Source organism: Bacillus sp. 11C (assembly GCF_055486375.1).
On the sequence record NZ_JBUPVZ010000003.1, the window covers coordinates 71,659 to 89,296 of the forward strand.

General features: G+C 42.3%; 23 protein-coding genes and 1 other RNA gene. 7 read left to right on the forward strand and 17 right to left on the reverse strand.

The genetic code is table 11. The annotated features are described in order from the left end of the window. Positions 1 to 3 precede the first annotated feature (3 nt). Positions 4 to 1,029, reverse strand: coding sequence for a pectin utilization transcriptional regulator KdgR (gene kdgR / locus ACY3LV_RS05250; RefSeq protein WP_333560122.1), 1,026 nt, complete (start codon positions 1,027 to 1,029; stop codon positions 4 to 6). A gap of 223 nt (positions 1,030 to 1,252) precedes the next feature. Between kdgR and kduI the strand changes: the two genes are divergently transcribed. Then, positions 1,253 to 2,080 carry a 5-dehydro-4-deoxy-D-glucuronate isomerase gene (gene kduI / locus ACY3LV_RS05255; RefSeq protein WP_148961517.1) on the forward strand — a complete coding sequence of 276 codons (828 nt, stop codon included), beginning with the start codon at positions 1,253 to 1,255 and terminating at the stop codon, positions 2,078 to 2,080. A gap of 1 nt (position 2,081) precedes the next feature. Further along, positions 2,082 to 2,846 (forward strand): 2-dehydro-3-deoxy-D-gluconate 5-dehydrogenase KduD, encoded by a 765-nt coding sequence (kduD, locus tag ACY3LV_RS05260; protein WP_333560121.1) that lies wholly within the window; start codon positions 2,082 to 2,084, stop codon positions 2,844 to 2,846. Positions 2,847 to 2,889: 43 nt separating this feature from the next. On the opposite strand, the gene ACY3LV_RS05265 is transcribed toward kduD, so the two are convergent. Then, positions 2,890 to 4,815, reverse strand: a complete 1,926-nt coding sequence (locus ACY3LV_RS05265; protein ID WP_333560120.1) for an ATP-dependent DNA helicase — start codon at positions 4,813 to 4,815, stop codon at positions 2,890 to 2,892. Positions 4,816 to 4,918: 103 nt separating this feature from the next. Beyond that, complete coding sequence (locus ACY3LV_RS05270; RefSeq protein WP_333560676.1) at positions 4,919 to 5,110, reverse strand: hypothetical protein; 192 nt, start codon at positions 5,108 to 5,110, stop codon at positions 4,919 to 4,921. Positions 5,111 to 5,273: 163 nt separating this feature from the next. On the opposite strand from ACY3LV_RS05270, the gene ACY3LV_RS05275 reads away from it, so the two are divergent. After that, complete coding sequence (locus tag ACY3LV_RS05275; protein ID WP_010327933.1) at positions 5,274 to 5,426, forward strand: YpzG family protein; 153 nt, start codon at positions 5,274 to 5,276, stop codon at positions 5,424 to 5,426. A gap of 82 nt (positions 5,427 to 5,508) precedes the next feature. On the opposite strand, the gene ACY3LV_RS05280 is transcribed toward ACY3LV_RS05275, so the two are convergent. The 10 genes from ACY3LV_RS05280 to ACY3LV_RS05325 form a co-directional block, all read right to left on the reverse strand. Then, complete coding sequence (locus ACY3LV_RS05280) at positions 5,509 to 5,955, reverse strand: hypothetical protein (protein ID WP_333560119.1); 447 nt, start codon at positions 5,953 to 5,955, stop codon at positions 5,509 to 5,511. Positions 5,956 to 6,295: 340 nt separating this feature from the next. Then, entirely contained in the window at positions 6,296 to 7,444 is a 1,149-nt protein-coding gene (locus ACY3LV_RS05285) for a class I SAM-dependent RNA methyltransferase (protein ID WP_333560118.1), read from the reverse strand. 100 nt (positions 7,445 to 7,544) lie between these two features. Beyond that, positions 7,545 to 7,926: RNase P RNA component class B (gene rnpB, locus ACY3LV_RS05290), an RNA gene on the reverse strand. Between the two features lie 65 nt (positions 7,927 to 7,991). After that, positions 7,992 to 8,288 carry a cell division regulator GpsB gene (gene gpsB / locus ACY3LV_RS05295; RefSeq protein WP_003225629.1) on the reverse strand — a complete coding sequence of 99 codons (297 nt, stop codon included), beginning with the start codon at positions 8,286 to 8,288 and terminating at the stop codon, positions 7,992 to 7,994. Between the two features lie 77 nt (positions 8,289 to 8,365). Further along, positions 8,366 to 8,911, reverse strand: coding sequence for a DUF1273 domain-containing protein (locus tag ACY3LV_RS05300; RefSeq protein WP_333560117.1), 546 nt, complete (start codon positions 8,909 to 8,911; stop codon positions 8,366 to 8,368). 88 nt (positions 8,912 to 8,999) lie between these two features. Beyond that, the gene (gene cotD, locus ACY3LV_RS05305; protein ID WP_087990497.1) at positions 9,000 to 9,224 is read right to left on the reverse strand and encodes a spore coat protein CotD; all 225 of its coding nucleotides are present in this window, start codon (positions 9,222 to 9,224) and stop codon (positions 9,000 to 9,002) included. 83 nt (positions 9,225 to 9,307) lie between these two features. After that, positions 9,308 to 9,436, reverse strand: coding sequence for a hypothetical protein (locus tag ACY3LV_RS05310; RefSeq protein WP_003230707.1), 129 nt, complete (start codon positions 9,434 to 9,436; stop codon positions 9,308 to 9,310). Between the two features lie 99 nt (positions 9,437 to 9,535). After that, positions 9,536 to 10,789, reverse strand: a complete 1,254-nt coding sequence (locus ACY3LV_RS05315; RefSeq protein ID WP_333560116.1) for a ribonuclease H-like domain-containing protein — start codon at positions 10,787 to 10,789, stop codon at positions 9,536 to 9,538. Positions 10,790 to 10,805: 16 nt separating this feature from the next. After that, positions 10,806 to 13,055 (reverse strand): ATP-dependent helicase MrfA, encoded by a 2,250-nt coding sequence (mrfA, locus tag ACY3LV_RS05320; protein WP_464863495.1) that lies wholly within the window; start codon positions 13,053 to 13,055, stop codon positions 10,806 to 10,808. Between the two features lie 102 nt (positions 13,056 to 13,157). Then, positions 13,158 to 13,664, reverse strand: coding sequence for a PTS sugar transporter subunit IIA (locus ACY3LV_RS05325; protein WP_333516893.1), 507 nt, complete (start codon positions 13,662 to 13,664; stop codon positions 13,158 to 13,160). Positions 13,665 to 13,801: 137 nt separating this feature from the next. Here ACY3LV_RS05325 and ACY3LV_RS05330 point away from each other — a divergent pair, with 137 nt between their 5' ends. Further along, entirely contained in the window at positions 13,802 to 14,221 is a 420-nt protein-coding gene (locus ACY3LV_RS05330) for an Hsp20/alpha crystallin family protein (protein WP_333560114.1), read from the forward strand. Positions 14,222 to 14,241: 20 nt separating this feature from the next. Here ACY3LV_RS05330 and ACY3LV_RS05335 read toward each other — a convergent pair whose 3' ends face one another. Further along, positions 14,242 to 14,610: a YppG family protein gene (locus ACY3LV_RS05335; protein ID WP_333560113.1), complete on the reverse strand. Its 369-nt coding sequence runs from the start codon at positions 14,608 to 14,610 to the stop codon at positions 14,242 to 14,244. 186 nt (positions 14,611 to 14,796) lie between these two features. On the opposite strand from ACY3LV_RS05335, the gene ACY3LV_RS05340 reads away from it, so the two are divergent. Continuing rightward, on the forward strand, positions 14,797 to 14,985 hold the full coding sequence (locus ACY3LV_RS05340; protein WP_003225611.1) for a YppF family protein: 189 nt from the start codon (positions 14,797 to 14,799) through the stop codon (positions 14,983 to 14,985). A 39-nt stretch (positions 14,986 to 15,024) separates the two neighbouring features. Here the strand turns inward: ACY3LV_RS05340 and ACY3LV_RS05345 are convergent, their stop codons facing one another. Together ACY3LV_RS05345 and ACY3LV_RS05350 are read right to left on the reverse strand one after the other, a co-directional pair. Beyond that, the gene (locus tag ACY3LV_RS05345; protein ID WP_333561931.1) at positions 15,025 to 15,396 is read right to left on the reverse strand and encodes a YppE family protein; all 372 of its coding nucleotides are present in this window, start codon (positions 15,394 to 15,396) and stop codon (positions 15,025 to 15,027) included. A gap of 45 nt (positions 15,397 to 15,441) precedes the next feature. Further along, positions 15,442 to 15,687, reverse strand: coding sequence for a YppD family protein (locus ACY3LV_RS05350; protein ID WP_333561930.1), 246 nt, complete (start codon positions 15,685 to 15,687; stop codon positions 15,442 to 15,444). A 198-nt stretch (positions 15,688 to 15,885) separates the two neighbouring features. Here ACY3LV_RS05350 and sspM point away from each other — a divergent pair, with 198 nt between their 5' ends. Beyond that, complete coding sequence (gene sspM, locus ACY3LV_RS05355) at positions 15,886 to 15,990, forward strand: acid-soluble spore protein SspM (protein WP_003225606.1); 105 nt, start codon at positions 15,886 to 15,888, stop codon at positions 15,988 to 15,990. A 24-nt stretch (positions 15,991 to 16,014) separates the two neighbouring features. Here sspM and ACY3LV_RS05360 read toward each other — a convergent pair whose 3' ends face one another. After that, complete coding sequence (locus tag ACY3LV_RS05360) at positions 16,015 to 16,977, reverse strand: DUF2515 domain-containing protein (protein WP_333561929.1); 963 nt, start codon at positions 16,975 to 16,977, stop codon at positions 16,015 to 16,017. A gap of 40 nt (positions 16,978 to 17,017) precedes the next feature. Between ACY3LV_RS05360 and recU the strand changes: the two genes are divergently transcribed. Continuing rightward, positions 17,018 to 17,638, forward strand: a complete 621-nt coding sequence (gene recU, locus ACY3LV_RS05365; RefSeq protein WP_087990504.1) for a Holliday junction resolvase RecU — start codon at positions 17,018 to 17,020, stop codon at positions 17,636 to 17,638.

Genomic DNA, 17,638 nt, shown 5'->3' on the forward strand with positions numbered 1-17,638 from the left:
CATCTAGGATTTAAGTGACTGTCTCATGATGACTTCCGCCTCTAATTCAATGGTTTGAGGGGCTCCCTTGTCACCTTCAATCCTTTTTAATACACGTTCCATCGCCGTCCTGCCCATATCATGTGACGGCTGGGCGATCGTTGTAATGCCCGGACCGATCAGTTTATACCATTCAGTATCATCGAACCCTGCAATCCCTATATCTTGAGGGATGAGCAGGCCGAGCTCTTCCATACAGCTGATGATTTTCAGCATAATTAGGCCGTTCAAAGCCAGAATCGCTTTTTTTTGCTCCGGCATCTCCTTGTGAAAAGAACGAAGCGCCGTCTTAAGCTGCTCCTTGTTTTTTACGTCAATTTCATACATTCTTACAAGCCCGTTCACATTTTGAGCCGAAGCCATTTCCTGGTACACAGCTGCTCTTTCTGCACGAGGGCTGATAGATGAAATCGGTTCGCTAAACAGTGCGACATCAGTGTATCCTTTGCTGTAAATCTTCTGAAGTATCTCTTTTGTGATCCTTCTGTTGTCAGTTGTTACCGTATCCAGTTTTAGATCCGGAAGTTTCCGGTCAATTAATATCGTGGGAATTTGCTGCTCTGCAAAGGTGTGCAGTACATCCTTGTTTTCTCCCGTTGCGTTTAAAATCAGCCCTTCAACCGAATGGGCTTCAAGCTTTAGGAGCATTTCCCGCTCTTTTTCAGGACTGTTATCTGTGTTGCACACCATAATGCTGTAGCCATATTGATCACAAACCTCTTCGACTCCCCTGAAAGCCGCGACTGAAAAAGGATTTGTAATGTCAGCTACAACAAATCCGATTAATTTGCTTTTTTTTATTTTTAAACCCTGTGCCATTTTACTTGGCCGATAATTCAATTCTGCGATTGCCTTTTTAATGTTTTTCACTTTTTCAGGAGAAATCGCATCAATTTTTCCGTTGATATAGCGGGAAACTGTCGATTTCGAAACTCCTGCACATTCAGCTACATCTTTGATAGTCGTATGGCCTATTGTTTTCTTTTTCATTCAAGTGCTCCTGTATCATCTTATATTTGAAACCGATCCCAAAACCGTTACAACACAAGAATACCATATTTTTAAAATTCGGAAAGAGTTTTTTCAAAAATGTGCCGATTAACAATTTTAACATTGACTCCTTTCACTATTTATCCTAAAATTTTCTTTGAAACCGTTACCAAAAATATTTTCATTCAAGTGATGCTGAAATTTTAATCAAGGGGGAAACACAATGGAAAATCGTTATTCTGTACACCCTGAACAAGTCAAACGCTTTACAACAGAGGAGCTTCGCAGTCATTTCTTAATGGATACTTTGTTTACGGAAAACAAACTTACGATGTATTACTCACATGAAGACCGGGTTGTCATCGGCGGAGCAGCTCCGGGGCAAAGTGAACTGAAGCTTGATGCCGGAGATTTCCTTAAAACAGACTTCTTTTTGGAACGGCGTGAAATCGGGATTATTAATGTTGGCCAGCCTGGCGCTGTCAGGGTTGGTGATGATGAATATGTGCTTCAAACAAAGGATTTTCTTTATATCGGAATGGGCAATCAGGATGTAACGTTTACTAGCCTGAACGGAGGCAAAGCTAAGTTTTACTTCGTCTCCGCTTGTGCTCATCAAAGCTATCCGACACAAAAAGCCGCTCTTTCCGAACTGACACCGGACCGCCTTGGCGATGAGGCAGCCTCTAATGTCAGAAGTCTGTACAAAGTCATTCATCAAGATGGCATTAAAAGCTGTCAGCTTATGATGGGAATTACGATGCTTGAACCAAACAACAACTGGAATACCATGCCGGCCCACGTCCATGACCGCCGGATGGAGGCTTACCTTTACCTTGATCTTGAGAAAGATTCGAAGGTGTTTCACTTCATGGGCCAGCCGGATGAAACGCGCCATCTTGTTGTCGGAAATGAACAGGCTGTCCTTTCTCCTGCCTGGTCTATTCACTCTGGCGCAGGAACTTCGAACTACAGCTTTGTGTGGGCGATGGCTGGAGAAAATTACACATTTACGGACATGGATGCCGTCCCGATGGATGGGCTGAAATAAGATGAGTTATCTACATGATACCTTTTCATTAGAAGGAAAAACAGCGCTGGTGACAGGCCCAGGAACAGGGATCGGTCAAGGAATTGCCAAAGCGCTGGCGGGGGCTGGCGCCGATATTATCGGCACATCACATAAAAGCAGCCTGACTGAAACACAACAGCTTGTGGAACAGGAAGGCCGTACCTTTACATCTTTTACATTGGACATGAGCAAGCCGGAAGCGATAAAGGATTCTGCAGCTGAGCTGTTTGAAAGCCGCCAAATCGACATCCTTATCAATAATGCCGGCATTATTCACCGGGAAAAAGCGGAACATTTCGCAGAAGAGAACTGGCATCACGTACTGAATGTCAATCTAAACAGCTTGTTTATTCTGACACAGCTGGCAGGCAGACACATGCTGAAAAGAGGCTATGGAAAGGTTATTAACATCGCCTCCCTTCTGTCTTTTCAAGGCGGTATTCTCGTTCCTGCATATACGGCGAGCAAACACGCGGTTGCCGGTTTAACTAAATCATTTGCAAATGAGTGGGCAGCGTCCGGCGTTCAGGTTAACGCTATCGCCCCTGGTTATATTTCTACCGCCAATACACAGCCTATACGCGATGATGAAAAACGAAATGAGGACATTTTAAAGAGAATCCCCGCCGGCCGCTGGGGCAAATCGGATGATATCGGCGGGACAGCAGTCTTTCTGGCATCACGCGCTTCAGATTATGTAACTGGGCATATTTTAGCCGTTGACGGCGGCTGGCTGGCCCGCTGACAAAATAAAAAAGCTGACGAATACGATCGTCAGCTTTTTTCAATTACATCATTTTCGGTTCAACAGGCAAGACCTTTTTGACTTCATCAATGATGCGTTCATTTTCTCCGCCAGCGTAAATGTGGATCGAGCCGCTGTCTTGATTTGAACGGATCAGACGCCCGATGCCCTGCCGCACGCGTAATAACATATATGGCAGATCAACTTCTTCGAACGGATCTTTTTTTGCCCCGTTGCGTTTCGCTGTAAATACAGGATCATGAGGCGGGAATGGCAATGACCAAATGGTCACATTCTTTAATGCGTCACCGGGAATATCGAGTCCTTCCCATAAGTGAACCGAACATAGTACGGTTTCCTCTTTCTCTTGGAATTTCTCCACTAAGCCGCTGATTTCCTCATCGCCTTCAAAGTAAATCGGATACGGCAGCTCCCAAGCCGCTGACAGCTGCTTAAACTCGTTTAATTCCTCAAAAGAAGGGAAAAGCATCAGCGTTCTGCCTTTATAACGCTTGATCGTTTCAATCGTTTCAGCCGTTTTTTGTTCGGCTGTCATATCTGTTTTCGCATATAGATTAACGGTCATTTTCTCGTCATAATCATATGGAGAATCAACAGTTAACGACAAATAATCATGAATCCCGAGGCTGTCGGCAATATAATCAAACGATCCGCCTTCTGACAGCGTAGCAGAAGAAAAGATATGAGGAATTTTCTTGGAAAACACTTTTTCACCCAGCACTTCTGCTACCGTTCTCGGCATGACAACAAAAGTTGACTCTTCTTCTTTTTTCTCCAGCCAGCTGATCGCATCCTTTTGATATAGGGATAATGAATACGCCATTTGTTCTACATATTCTTCCACAACTGACAGCTCGTATTGATCAATTGTGTACATCTCAGACTCAAACACGAGAGCCTCACCGATTTTATCAAGCAAAAGGCAAAGCTCGTCCGCCGCCTTTTTGACACGCTGGTCATTTTTTATTTCTAAACGGTGTGAACCGGCTACTTCTTTTGATTCTTCAGAAAGAACATAGAAAAATTCGTCGTTCGCAGCAAGGGCATCTTCAATCAGTTCAGCAAACTCTTCTCTGATGTCATTTTGAAGCAAACGTTCTAAAAACAATTCAAGAGTAGACTGCTTTACTCTGTAGGTTAACGCTTTTTGTGCGGCAAACTCTAACAGATGCCCTTCATCAAATACAACCGCACTATGATCAGGCAAGAGCGGCAGCTGGCCCTCTCGTTTGCGGGATTCTTCCGTCCACACATGCTCCATATAAAAATCATGGGAACAAATGATCAAGTCTGTTGACTTGCGGTAGTGATCTCTGGAAAGCGTCAAACCGCATCTGTGTCTCATATCACAAGTCAGACAATCCTGAAACGAGTCATAGCTTACTTCAGACCATTCTTCATTTGACAGATTGGCATACTGCTTACGATCGCCATACGGATAAAAGCGCTGCATCGCCTGTGATTCATGGACAAATGACGGTAACGACTCATAAAGATCCAGCCATTTATCATCATCGGAGCGCTGCATTGTTTTCTCAAGCTTCTTTAAGCATAAATATTGCTCATGTGATTTCGACAGTCTTGTATCAATTTTCAGATCCAAATGCTCAGCCAGCTTCGAAATATCGCCTTCTTTTTTCACTAACTGTTCGATTAATGTTTCATCAGCACAAGCGATAATGGCGGGTTTACCGACATATCTTGCATAGCTGATCGCAAAAAGAAGATAAACCAGTGTTTTCCCCGTTCCCACTCCAGCTTCGGCAAACATGACTTTTTTCTCTTTAAACGCCCGCTCCAGCTGAAAAGCCATAAATACTTGCTCATCCCGAAGATCAAACCCTTTTTCGGGAAGGATATCGTAAAACACGTCACCAATCCAATTGTTCAATTCTTCATAAAAATTCTTTGTTTTCGTTAAAGAAAAAGGCAAACGTGATGTTGTCACCTAGTTCCAACCCCCAACTATTCGACATTCAGACCACCAATAATATCATTTCCCACTGATGAATACAATAAAAAAACTTGGCATCGCCAAGTTTTTTTGCAGCTTACTTTCGATTAATCACATGCGACGATAAAAAGGGATGGTCTGTTGAATAAATATGTTCCACCGCTTTTTCTAAATCATTTTGCGCATGGGAAATCAAGGACGGAGACAAATCAGTCCCGGGCCCTTTCAGCTCGCTTGCTGTTGCGTCAAGCGCCCTTTGAATCAGATGAAAATGTTCGCTGTTCAGCATGAGATCACCTCTGATAGAAATAATCATCATTGTATGCGAACTTTTCATTTTATATACATGCTTCCCGCATGTTATCACCGAAACATGCGCAAACTACAATTGATATTCCGGCACCCGGATTATCCGTCTTATCAACAATATTCTATCAGGGAGTGATGTTGGCATGAGTTATAGAAACCGATTAGATCAGCATTCTGAGCTGTTTCACCACAATTGGACGCGGCCTAAACGTTCTAAGTCTCAAGTAAACGGTCACACTGAAATGTCCCAAACCAACATTATATTGAGAAGCAACGCGAAAGCGCACCGTTGGTAATGGCAGAATAAAATGTAAAGACGCTTACAGGCTGTCGAATATCGACAGCCTGTAAAAATTATATCTATATAAAATTTTCTGTTTATTTTCTTTTCTCTACATAAATAGTTTTGGATTGAACTGCGTCTTTCATTTTCCCGCCTTTGTATAACTCAACATTAACCTGCCATCTCTCTTTAAATGTAGGTTTTAGTAGTTTACTGAAATAAAACTTTTTAACAGGTGTTTTATTCGAGAATGAACCCTTATGGAAATAATTACCGAGGTTATATTCCCCATCTAAGGTGACAACACCCATTCGATAGTTCAATGTCCCACATTTTCCATTTGTCTGAGCATATACATCAATAGAAGTAGCTTTTCTTGTATATGTTGTTGCATCAGTCCAAACCCTAGCTTCACAACCTTTAATTCCTTGAACTGTTTCCCATGAACTCATTGCTGCTTCTGCTTTAGGACTGCAAATAAAGGTAGAGCCTGCTATCAGTAATGCAGAAGCACTCATCAAGATTTTCGATGTTTTTTTCACTAGTTCCAACTCCTTCATATTTTTACATAAAATATTATAAATTGGCATTATATATATATCAAGACTATTAGGTAAATTTTAAGAAATTATTAAACTATAGCAACTTACAATCTAAAAGGCACATCCGTTAAGAATTTGCCTTTATTATGAGAAATTTTAATAAGTTAATTTACATATGTATAATAAATGGTTCGTAAAAACTTTATTCCCTAACAATACCCAAAGATATTTTTTTGAAATTTATACTAAATAGCCGGAAAACAGGAACTCAAGTCCCTGTTTTCCGGCTATTCCCTTAAAGTACCATTTATAGTCTGTTTTTAAAATCCTATAAAAGGGACTATATTTTTGAAATTGTTTTTTTCTTTTTAGCCCAATACTGATAATAATCCGTTTTAATAAATCCGTTAAACAGCTTTCGTTTCTTCGTCGCTTTTCTGCCGTATGCTTCCTCAAAATTCTCATTTGACGTCAGCATATACACAGACCAGCTATCAAGCGGTTCGAATGCCTGTCCCATTTCTTTGTACATCTGCTCAACAGCTTTTTTCTCGCCGAGACGCTCTCCGTATGGCGGGTTTCCGACAATTACCCCAAACTCCAGATTTGTCGTGAAGTCTTTGACCTGCATCTGCTTAAATTCGATTAAATCTCCCAAGCCTGCTTCCTCTGCATTTTCTTTTGCGATTTGCACCATGCGGTGGTCTATGTCGCTTCCGAAAATCGTAAGCGGCTGGTCATAGTTCGCTTTTTCTTCGACTTCAAGGCGCGCTTTGTCCCACTGCTCTTTACCGATCCATTCCCAATCCTCCGAGGCAAAATCGCGGTTAAAACCCGGGGCGATGTTTTGGCCGATTAACGCGGCTTCGATCGCAATCGTCCCAGAACCGCAGAAAGGATCAACAAACGGTCGGTCCGGGGTCCAATTTGTTAGTTGAACTAAAGCGGCAGCAAGTGTTTCTTTAATCGGCGCGCCGCCCTGATCGACACGGTATCCTCGTTTGTGGAGGCCTGTCCCTGAGGAATCGAGCGTTATAACCGCCTGATCTTTTAATAAAGAAATTTCAACCTTATACTCGGCACCTGTTTCTTCAATCCAATCATTGGCTTTGCCGGACTGAACCTTGAGCTTTTCGACAATTGCTTTTTTGACGATCCGCTGACAGTCAGGAACGCTTGCAAGTGTTGATTTCACTGATTTTCCAATGACAGGGAATTTCCCGTTTTCAGGTATAAATGAGCGCCAGTTAATCGCTTTCGTTTTTTCAAACAGTTCATCAAATGTTTTCGCTTTAAAAGAAGCAACCTGAACCTTTATGCGGTCGGCTGTTCTAAGCCAAAGGTTTGCACGGCAAATGGCAAGCGCATCACCTTCAAAAATAATTTTTCCGTTATCAACCTTGCATTCGTATCCTAAGTCCCGTACTTCCTTTGCGACAACAGCTTCAATGCCCATCGGCGCCGTTGCAATTAGTGTATACTTCTTCATCGTATCACCCTGTCTTTTAAAACTTTTCTCTTTTCAAGATAAAAGCTCTCCTTATACGGGAGAGCTTGTTTTCATCATTTTAAATGTAAGTGGTCTAACGTTCTGTAAGCCATGTTTTGTTCCGTCGTACTGCAAGCGGCTCATCACCTCGTACTCAGGCGGCAATCATCTATCTACAGAAAGTATTCTGTCCTTCTCTCCGTTGAATTCCGTTAAGAAGGTTCCCCTACCAAAATTTGGGTTTCTCGCTCGAGGGGTTTACCGCGTTCCACTCTCACCATTTCTAGTGAGACTTCGTCACTGTGGCACTTTCAAGGATACTCAGCCATATCCAGAGGACGTAGGCTTTTTTCCTGCCGTCAGCCTATCAAGGCTGCCCTAGCTTATGACTTCGCTAGGCACGAACACTACGGGCATCTCAGCACCGTGCGAGCATGGACTTTCCTCTACAGATTCAAGATCTGCAGCGATTACCCGAACGTTAAGAACATGAATTATTATATAACAACTGATTGCAATTTACAAGTGGCATTTTTTTCAAGCACGATCAATCATAAAGTTTGCTGCCAAAAACGTGTTTTTCTAAGTTAGACAGCCGTTTTAAAATATCAAAGTTCGTTGTGTTAGATTGCACTGGCTGTTTTTTGCTGGCTTCTTCAAGCTGTTTTTTCAGCTGCAGATTTTCCTGCTGCAGTTCTTCAATTTCTTGATGGAAGGTTTCATAATCCTTAATAATCATATCTAAAAATTTGTCAACGTCTTCTTGCTTGTAGCCTCTAACGCCTGTTTTAAATTCTTTTTCCAAAATTTCTTTCGCAGAAAGCTTTACTTTATCAGCAAGCATCTTTTTCACCTCGTATCGTGAATCATCAACTATATTTTTTCAGAAATCTGTACGGTTGTCAAATTTCTCTTTCTTTGTTATGAGTAGCTGTCTTCCTCTACTGTCACTCTCAAGTCATCCATTGTAATAAAGTAAATGGGGTAGCCGTCCTGTTCGCGTCGCTTTTCCGCTGTCTCAAGCATATACTTTGGAGACCCTTCCATTTCCGAATCATATAAAAGCATAAGCGCATCTGATTTCTGAATGAAGAACTGATTTTTTTGTTTAAACTGAAGCGGGCTTTCATATGGCCTGTGAGTCAGGCTTTCTTCATAGTCAGCCTGTGCCAGAACAGCTTCATAAAGCTCTTTATTAGGTTCTTTCCAGTTCTTTTCCTGATCGTAAAAAGGGGTAATCACAGCTACCTTTAAATCAGGGTATTCCTCCTGCAGATCATAGGCAGCTTCAGCCGCCCAGAGTTCGGCTCCGAGCTGGCCCGAAATTAAAATCCATTCCAGTCCTTCATCTAAAAAAGCAATTAGCCGGTTCTTAATGGCTTTTTTTATGTAATACAACGCTTTGTCATCCTGTTTAAAAATCCCGAGTTCAAATGGCTTGTATCCTGTTACTGCCAATACTTTCATTATTTCACCTGCTTTAAAAAATGGGGCTCCCCATTGGGCCCCATTTTGATGTGCTGTTGTTTCCACCATCAAGCTGCACGTTTCCATACTAGTCGAAGAAAGGTCTTCTCGCTTGAAAATGTTGATGCGTAGCCGTATCAACATTTGAGAAAGTGTGTGGAAAGTAGTGAACGTGCTGAAAATGCTGGTGATTTACGTTTGTTGTGTGCTGTGGGTGAATATGCGGCACGATAGTATTTGAAAACGTATGGTTTTCACAGCAATGAGTAGGATGGACAATCGGCGCCATCATGTGCGGTCTGCAGTGATGCATGATTAAATCCCCTTTCCATAAACTTTATTACAATACTAAGTTATGAAAAATAGAGGGTACATGTTCTGATGCAATGACCTATTTTAAAAGTGTGCAATTAAGCTGTCTTTAAAGTTTGAAAATACGAAAGCAATCAAAAAAACAACGACAAAAAACAAATAAAAAACACCCTTATACATACCAACTCTCCCTTTAAAAATAACTAACGTCATTTTACAGGATTCGCCGGTATTCTACAACAAAATCGATGTGAATCCAGCAAAAAAATTCTTGGCGAAAGAAGTCGTCTTTTGCGCTTTCCCGGGGAATATTTAAGAGGAATATTTCCTCTTCAGCCGCGCAATTCTTACATGCAGATTTTCAACTTCTTTTTCTGATAAAAACGCCTCATCGCTAAGTAATTGTTCTGCCATACGCAGGGCTTTTTCGAACTCTTTTTTCTTATGCTCAAAAAATTTCGCAAGCTCTATCACAGCGGTGTATCTGCACTTCTGATTTTGGGAACGGGACAGCTTTTCCCAAAGCGGCACTGCCTCCTCCAACCGGTTTTGTTTTTTGTATAGGAGCGATAAATCCAGCCGGGCCCTATCCTGACCCTCAAACGGCTTTTCTTTAAGCCTTTCCAGCTGTTTGACCGCTTGATCCGTTTCTTTATGGGCCATAAACCATTTCGCCATCGCATAAGCTTCACTGTGCTCTTTTGGCGCATGTGATTCAGAGAGAATTTTTTTAGACATATGAATGTACAATGAAATAAGCGATAGCACATCCATTTCATTATGATGCAGAACACCTTTTAGAAGATCCGGCTCTTGCGCCTTGATAAAATGAAAGTAAAGCATTGGCGCCAAGTAGCCCGGTGTATCTTCTTGCCTGCGGATGCCGAGCTCCTCTTTTTCAACCGTGCCAAGCGATACGCGGTCCATTTTGTGTTTCCACAAGCGTCTTGCTCCGTGCAGCAGGTCAAAGTGGCCGAACTCCGGGAGATTCGGAAGTCTGTCGCGGATCAATGTGTGCCTTGTTTTCACCTGTGGCCAATCAAAGGCTTTACCGTTGTAGGTCACGAGTGATGTAATGTCAACCTCGCTTAAAAAGCTTTGATACAAGGCGACTTCATTCCCCGGCTTGGGCAAAAGATGCTGTTTGACTGTCACTCGGTCTTTATATACTCTCGCATGCCCAAGCAAAAAAATGGTATTTCCGGCGCCGCCTCCAAGACCGGTTGTTTCCGTATCAAAGAAAAAGAGACTGTTTTTGTTATACCCTTTTGCTGACAAAGTATGCGACAGGCAGCTTTGATTCCACAATGCAATCACTTCATCAAGTTCAGAAAAACGGTATAAGCCATGCCGGTGAGAAAGCGGATATTCTACTTCTCTAATGAGGCAGTACTCATCTTCGAAGAAAAAAGGCTTCATGCCAAAAGCCTCCCACTCTTCTAAAAATGGAATTTCAGCATGGTTCTCAACGAGTTTGTTTTCTTGTTCGCCTTTTTCTATTTTATGTTCCCCTTCATCAAGCACCATATGCTTTTTCATTCGCTGGATTTTCCCTTTTAATGACATACTCGACCTCCTTCCTTTACGACATTTGATCCAACAGCTGCAAAATTCTTTCCTTTGCTTTTATCCCTTCTATTTCGGTACCTATACAAGACGGACAGCCGTCATGACAAGGACATTGTTTAATAAGCTGTTTCGCCGCTTCGTTTATGTCTAAAAAACGTTTGTAGACTTCCTCCGCCAAACCGATACCGCCCGGATAATGATCGTACAAAAAGATGGTCGGCAATCCGGTATGGGCCGCTTTAATTTGAGAAACGACATGCACATCGTTTCGATCACACATGATATACACAGGGACAATATGCTGCAGCACATTCGAGATGCCAAGAAGGAGCTGTTCCAGCGTCTTTTCCCCGATATCTTCGTCTGCTGTTTTGATTTCGAGCCAAGCTGCACTTGTATGCAGTTCTTCTTCCGGCAAATGAATAGGGCCTGAGCCAATATTTTCAAAGGTGGTCATTTTAATTTTTTTAAAAATGGTCGGCAGGGCATTGACAGTGACGTCACCATAGTGCAATGACATACTGCTTTTTTCGTTCGTTTTATCAACTTCTAATACTTTCAGCTGAACTGCCAGGTTGGCATCCGTGTAATACTCGACATCGACGTTTCTGACATAAGCCTTTTTATGGTCCCAATCAAGCTTCTCTACTTGATATTGCACCCCTTCATGCAAATAAATCGCTTCATCATGCAAAAGCGTTATTGCGCTAAAACGATCCATTTCACCGATAATCCGCACATTTGCAATATCTGACTGATCAACAATGACGACATTTTCTTGTGAAGCGGAACGTAAACTGATATTTGATGCGGGGAACGATTCACTTGCCCAATGATACCGTTCGCCGTTGCGGTGAAGAACGGCCTCTTCCTGAAGATACTCAAGAATATCACTTACATCCATCGGCCCAAACTCTTCATCAGCTCTAAAAGGAAGCTCATAAGCCGCACACTTTAAATGGTCTACTAAAATAATCAAATTCTCCGGATTGATTCTTGCAGATTCCGGCGAACGGTTAAAGAAGTATTCGGGATGCCGCACAATATATTGGTCAATCGGCGCTGAATTGGCGACCATGATAATCAAAGACTCACCGTGCCTTCTGCCGGCTCGTCCCGCCTGCTGCCATGCACTTGCCACACTTCCAGGATAACCCGTCATCACACACACTTGCAGCTGGCCGATATCAACACCAAGCTCTAAGGCATTCGTACTGACCACTCCTAAAATCTCGCCTTCTCTCAGACCTCTTTCGATTTCTCTCCGCTCTTTTGGAAGATAGCCTCCCCGATAGCCTCTGATTGACTTTGTCCCAATCTCTTTTTTCACAAGCTCCTGAATATGGCTTAAAATAATTTCCACCCGGACTCTGCTTCTGGCAAAAACAATGGTCTGCACTTTGTTTTTCAGGAACTCTTTCGCCAGTTCATTCACTTCTGCTGTTGCGCTTTTTCTAATATTCAGCGGTTTGTTCACAATTGGCGGATTATAAAACACAAAGTGCTTCCGTCCGCTCGGGGCTCCGTTGTCATCAACCAGCCGCATCGGTTTTCCCGTCAGCTGCTCCCCCAATTCCTTCGGGTTGGCAATCGTTGCGGAAGTACAAATAAAAACCGGATCACTTCCGTAAAACCGGCAGATTCGCTTCAGCCGCCGGATCACATTCGCCACATGGCTCCCGAACACACCGCGATACGTATGAAGCTCATCGATGACGATATACTTAAGGTTTTCAAACAAACTGACCCATTTCGTATGATGCGGAAGAATGGCAGAATGAAGCATATCGGGGTTTGTAATGACAATATGGCCTGCTTTTCTCACCTTTTGCCTGATTGCCGGAGACGTATCCCCGTCATATGTAAAGCTTTTAATATCAATGCCCATTTCATCAATGATTTCATTTAGCTCGCTCTTTTGGTCTTGAGCCAGCGCTTTAGTCGGAAATAAATATAGCGCCCGATTTGTTTCGTCGCGGGCGATGGACTGCAACACTGGGAGGTTATAGCATAATGTTTTTCCTGATGCGGTTGGCGTTACGGTAACGATGCTTTCTCCTTTTTGCACATATTGAAAAGCGGAATATTGGTGGGTATATAGTTCATTAATGCCCCTTTTCGAAAGGGCTGCTTTTATTCTTTCGTCTATACTTTCAGGCACCGGCCTTGTTCTTGCTTCACGAGGCTCAATTTCATGCCAATTCACAACGTTTTCATTTCCTTTTAACTCAGAAATGAGCTCAGTCAGTGATTTCCTTTTCATTCTTTACACCTCTTTGTCAAATACAGTTTACCGAATATTTGTTTGCATGGCTAGGTGCAAATTTTATACAATCGAATAAAAAAAGCAAGGCATGCGCCCTGCTTATTTCGCTTTTATTGTGAGAAGCTTTGTTTCTCCTTTGAGGGCAGCGTTTTCGCCTGCCGGCACAATTGATCCTACAGCCTCACCATTCATGATAACGATCGGAATGACCGTGCTGCTCGCTTTTTCTTTAATTAATTCCAAGTCACACGTAATCAACGGATCACCGATCTTCACTTTATCCCCTTCTTTCATGTGGGCAGTAAACCCTTCTCCGTTCATATTGACTGTTTCCAGCCCGACATGAATTAAAAGTTCAATTCCCGATCGAGTCCGAATGCCCACGGCGTGTTTGGTGTGGAAAATCTGAATCACTTCACCTTCAACAGGTGAAACGATTTCACCGTTTGATGGTTCCACCGCTATTCCTTCCCCCATCATTTTCTGTGAAAAAACAGGGTCCGGCACATCAGTCAGGTCCATTACCGTACCATCTGCCGGAGAATAAATAACCTCTTCTGCCACTTTTTCCTGAGTTTTGCCCATTCCGAATAATTTTTTCAGCAATGTGTTTTCTCCCTTCTCATTCGCCTCAACCATTATCCCTTCAATCACCACTATTTAACCACACTTTCAATTTTGCTTCAATTTATAACAACATCTGGCACAGGCGCATAATCTGGTTAAAAAAGGCGGTGGCAAATTTGGAACTCTATGATGACAAAAAGAACGAACTGCAAAAGAAAGAAGAAATCATCGCGGAGGCAATGGACCATCTTTTTCAATCCTCAGCATTCGGCAACCTATTAAACGGATTTCAAAACTTGATCAACTCGAGTTTAAAGGATGTACAGACGACCATACGTGTCAGAGAAAGAGATACCGGGCTGTATGTCGATATCACGATTCCGGAGACGTTTCGAGATGGCGAGATCGTCGTTGATATTAAATCGAGGTATCTGCATGTAACTCTCCAAGAGAAACAAAAACAGCTAAATGAGGCCACTTTTACAAGCATGACCAGAACGGTTCAGCTGCCTTATGAAGTACACCAAGAAGATATGGAAACATCTTGGAACGAGCAGACAATGACACTTTTCTTCCCAAAAAATAAGCATGAATGAGTGATTCATTCATGCTTCTATCATTTAAAAAAGCTGGTAAATCCCTTTATTAAAGATCCGACCTGATTCATTGCACTCATCACTTGACCTGTCGTATCCATCATTTTATTAAAATCAAACTGCCCGTTGGCTTTTTTGAACTGCGACATGATACTTTGAAATTGTGAGGGTTGCTGCTGGTTAGGCCTTGGGATTGGATAAGGGTTGGAGAATACTGGAGGCTGCATAGGCATCGGCTGGAGCGGAGAATGCGGCTGATAAAAATCCTGCTGTTCATATTGCTGCTGCGGCCAGTATTGTCCATGTGCTGCCTGCTGATAATATCCTTGCATTTGCTGAGGATAATAATAGTCCATTTGCCGAGGATAGCTTTGAGAACTCCTGTTCATTGCGATTCCCCCTAAACTCAACATGTTTCTCTTCTATATATGTATGAATGAAGTCTATTGGTTGTGTCACAGGTTCTGATTCGTGTTTGTCAAATTGTGTCGAAAGTTTAAATTTTTTAAAAACAGAAAAAAGTCGAATCATTATGGTACCATATTTTCAATACAGATGAGAGGGGATGCACCATAATGAACGTATCATACTTAAGCAAACGTTTTGCAGAAATGAAGAAATATGAAACAGACTGTATGAATAAACTGATGGACTTTGCCAAGTTCCTCTATATTCAAGGACATCTCAGCACAACTGAGTTTCGTAACAGTATGAAGGTTCTCGAAGCAAATGGAGCAGAAAGCCCGGCATATGAGTTGAATTAACGTCCGGCCCCCTATAACAAACTTAAAAGAAGACAGCCTTTACCGGCTGTCTTTTCTTGCAATTTCATCCTTTACCGCGTGCAATGTATAAAGGACTGACTCAGTGATGTCCTTGAATCGTTTTTTATGAATATGATGAACATATGATTGAAGGACCAGTTCCAGGAAATTGTCCTTTACGGTCTCAATTTGCTCTCTATGCACATATTTCGGACGGCGGGCTTTTACCAATTCAAGCGCCCCTTGCGCCCAGCGAGCCGCCAGATCATCATTCTCTTCAACTGCAGGCTTTATCGTCTCAAAAAAATCATATGAAAGATTCTTGTCTTTTCCTTCCTGGTATCGATAAGCGCCATTTTCAGCAGCTTCAATCATTTGCTCGGTCATTTCCAGCAATGTTTGTGATTGCAACATCCTTCACCTCAATGAATATCGTACCAAATTTCGCCCGCAAATTCAGCCGATGCGGTATACCTTTTCAAATGCATACCTGTGTTCAGGTGATTGATGCAGCTCATTTATACAAATATGAAGGTCCATGATTTCTTCTTCCAGCACACTCAGGAGATCGTTTTCCTTTTCCCGCATCTCAGCCTCCCATGCGTTTAAGGAATGGTTCAGGCTTTGGTCGGCTCGGGTTAATTCATCTTCTATATCAGAAAGCATATGGAGAATATCTGTCTTGCTTACGTAACCGGACATTCGTGTACCTCCCTTTCCTCGTCTCTCCCGGTTAAGATTCTTTGCTCTTCAGTCTCTTTCCTTCCTCATGACAAAACTAGAAGCAAATCGCCAAACAAACAGGTTTTCCACGGAAAGCTGAAGTTTTCGACAAAAACAACCGCAAAAATTGTATGATCCTCCCCCTTAATGCAAACGATACTTGTGAGGAGGTGCCGTATGAAAACCAGACCGAAAAAAGCCGGCCAGCAAAAAAAGACTGAATCAAAAGCGATCGATTCTTTAGATAAAAAATTAGGCGGCCCGAACCGCCCTTCTACGTAAGAAGCAAGGAAATTCCTTGCTTCTTTATTTTTTCAGCCAATGCTCGACCGCAAAAAGCGCATGAAGCTGGCGTTTTTTATGCAGATACCAGTCTGTCAATTCAATCTGCTTGGGCAATTCCTCACGTCTAAAGAACGCTTTCTTGATCTTTCCATGAAACCAATCCGTTTTCTTTCCGTCTAATGAGTGGATGAACTCAGGGTAACATGTCCTTAACATAGGAGATGTTCTTTTTGTGATCCCGATCATTTTTTCCATATCAAAACGGGAGCCTGTGTGCGGCACTGTGTGCAAAAAGTGATAAAAAGAGGAGAATAATTCAGGGCTGAACAGCAATTGAGACAGCTGCTTTCCCAGCCTTATCCTTTCCTCTGTCTTTGAAAAGCGTTTCACTGAAATGCCGTAAAGAGACCCGTCTGAAGAGGGAAAAATAACGGTGTTAAAATGAAACCAGTCACTTAAATAAAAAGGAATCGTGTCAAAAACGTTCTTTTTAAACGAAGGATTTTGTATAATAGGTGTTTGGATAGTGTTTTGTTCATTTACAATGAGGGCATACATCAACCGCTCCGTGTTTCGCTCATGCCAAAAACGGGCCCATTCTTCCGTCATAAATTGCGAGACGCCAAACACATGGAGATGATGGAACAGCGGTTTCCCGATTTTTTTTGACCAGTGGTACAAAAGAAGCTGCGGATAGGCATCCGAAAAAATAAGCCAGTTCGCTCTTTCATAGGCTAAAAAGAACCACTTTTGCTGTCTCTCACGGAGTCCAAGCTGAAACAGACTGCCTTTTAAGTCAGTCATTGACCAGCCGGCATTGCGAGAAACAAAAGATGCTAAGAGCGACCATTTGATTTCCGGATGACAATCATAAAATGCTTTATATGCGTTCGTTCTTGAAATGTTATCTGCGTTTTTTGCTTTTGTTTGCCGTTCAATCCGGCTAAGAAGCTTTCTGATGGCCTGTTGTTCTTGCACGTACATTCACTTCCGTCACGAATAGTTTAGTAAGGAGGATGAGAAAGTGATTCGGTATCCTAACGGAAAAACGTTTCAGCCGAAACATTCGGTTTCATCCCAAAACAGTCAGAAAAGGGCCCCGTCCTACAGTAATCGCGGAATGACCCTCGAAGATGACTTAAACGAAACGAATAAGTATTATCTGACAAACCAAATTGCCGTCATACACAAAAAGCCGACACCTGTTCAAATTGTAAATGTCCATTATCCAAAAAGAAGCGCCGCAGTGATTAAAGAAGCTTACTTTAAACAATCATCGACAACAGATTATAACGGGATTTACAAAGGGCGGTATATTGATTTTGAGGCGAAAGAAACGAAAAACAAGACCTCTTTCCCCCTGCAGAATTTTCATGACCATCAAATCGAGCATATGAAGCAGGTAATGGCTCAAGACGGCATTTGTTTTGTTATTATATCCGCTTTCGACCAGGTTTATTTTTTGGAAGCCGATAAACTGTTGGATTTCTGGGACAGAAAAGAAAAAAACGGCAGAAAATCAATTCGAAAAGATGAATTAGAGGAAGCGGCGTATCCGATTTCTCTTGGATACGCACCTAGAATTGATTATATTAGTATTATTGAACAGCTTTATTTTTCGCCGTCATCTAGTGCGAAAGGTTGA